This window comes from Streptomyces sp. NPDC031340 (assembly GCF_055569945.1).
This window is the reverse complement of sequence record NZ_JBVIIE010000133.1, coordinates 1-1,588: the sequence shown is the minus strand read 5'-3', so window position 1 is coordinate 1,588 and position 1,588 is coordinate 1. Positions and strand designations below refer to the sequence as shown.

2 protein-coding genes are annotated in these 1,588 nt (G+C 66.3%); both read left to right on the top strand.

Annotated elements, in window-relative coordinates:
• The coding region (locus ACZ5GT_RS40750; RefSeq protein ID WP_469036997.1) for an alpha-amylase family glycosyl hydrolase at positions 1-741 on the top strand (741 nt) is incomplete at its 5' end.
• Positions 738-1,588 (top strand): alpha-amylase family glycosyl hydrolase (locus tag ACZ5GT_RS40745; RefSeq protein ID WP_469036995.1); only part of this gene is annotated, 851 nt, incomplete at its 3' end. The genes ACZ5GT_RS40750 and ACZ5GT_RS40745, both read left to right, overlap by 4 nt.

The window sequence follows — 1,588 nt, the reverse complement described above, 5'->3', positions numbered from 1 at the left end:
ATGATGCACACCCTCGCCCAGACCGGCTTCCAGCAGTCCTACACCTACTTCACCTGGCGCAACACCAAACAGGAGCTCACCGAATACCTCACCGAGCTGTCCGGCGAGGCGGCCGCCTACATGCGGCCCAACTTCTTCGTCAACACCCCCGACATCCTCCACGAGTACCTCCAGCACGGCGGCCGCCCCGCCTTCGAGGTCCGCGCCGTCCTCGCCGCCACCCTCTCCCCCACCTGGGGCCTCTACTCCGGCTACGAACTGTGCGAGAACACCCCACTGCGCCAGGGCAGCGAGGAGTACCTCGACTCCGAGAAGTACCAGCTCAAACCCCGCGACTGGGACACCGCCGAACGCGAGGGCCGCACCATCACCCCCCTCATCACCCGCCTCAACGAGATCCGGCGCTCCAGCCCGGCGCTCCGGCAACTGCGCGACCTGCACTTCCACCACGCGGACAAGGACGCGGTGATCGCGTACTCGAAGCGCAGCGGTTCGAACACGGTTCTGGTGGTCGCCAACCTCGACCCGCACCACACCCAGGAGGCCACGGTCTCGTTGGACATGCCGCAACTCGGCCTGGACTGGCACGAGTCGGTACCGGTGCGCGACGAGCTCACCGGTGAGACCTATCACTGGGGCAGGGCCAATTACGTGCGTCTCGAACCGGGCACCCGACCCGCGCACGTCTTCACCGTCCTGCGACCGTCCACCCCGCAGATCGGAGGGTCACCCACCATATGACAGTCAACGAGCCCGTCCCGGACACGTTCGAGGACACCCCCGCGAAGGACCGGGACCCCGAGTGGTTCAAGCGCGCCGTCTTCTACGAGGTCCTGGTCCGCTCCTTCCAGGACAGCAACGGCGACGGCGTCGGCGACCTCAAAGGACTGACCGCCAAGCTCGACTATCTGCAGTGGCTGGGCATCGACTGCATCTGGCTGCCGCCCTTCTTCCAGTCGCCGCTGCGCGACGGCGGCTACGACGTCTCCGAGTACACCACGGTGCTGCCGGAGTTCGGCGACCTCGCCGACTTCGTGGAGTTCGTGGACGCCGCCCACCAGCGCGGCATGCGCGTCATCATCGACTTCGTCATGAACCACACCAGCGACCAGCACCCGTGGTTCCAGGAGTCCCGCAAGGACCCCGACGGCCCGTACGGCGACTACTACGTGTGGGCCGACGACGACAAGCAGTACCCGGACGCGCGGATCATCTTCGTCGACACCGAGGTGTCGAACTGGACCTTCGACCCGGTACGCAAGCAGTACTTCTGGCACCGGTTCTTCTCCCACCAGCCGGACCTGAACTACGAGAACCCGGCCGTACAGGAGGAGATGATCTCCGCGCTGCGGTTCTGGCTGGACCTCGGCATCGACGGGTTCCGGCTGGACGCGGTGCCGTACCTGTACCAGCAGGAGGGCACCAACTGCGAGAACCTCCCCGCCACCCACGAGTTCCTGAAGCGGGTGCGCAAGGAGATCGACGCCCAGTACCCGGACACGGTGCTGCTGGCGGAGGCGAACCAGTGGCCGGAGGACGTCGTCGACTACTTCGGCGACTACTCCGCCGGCGGCGACGAGTGCCACAT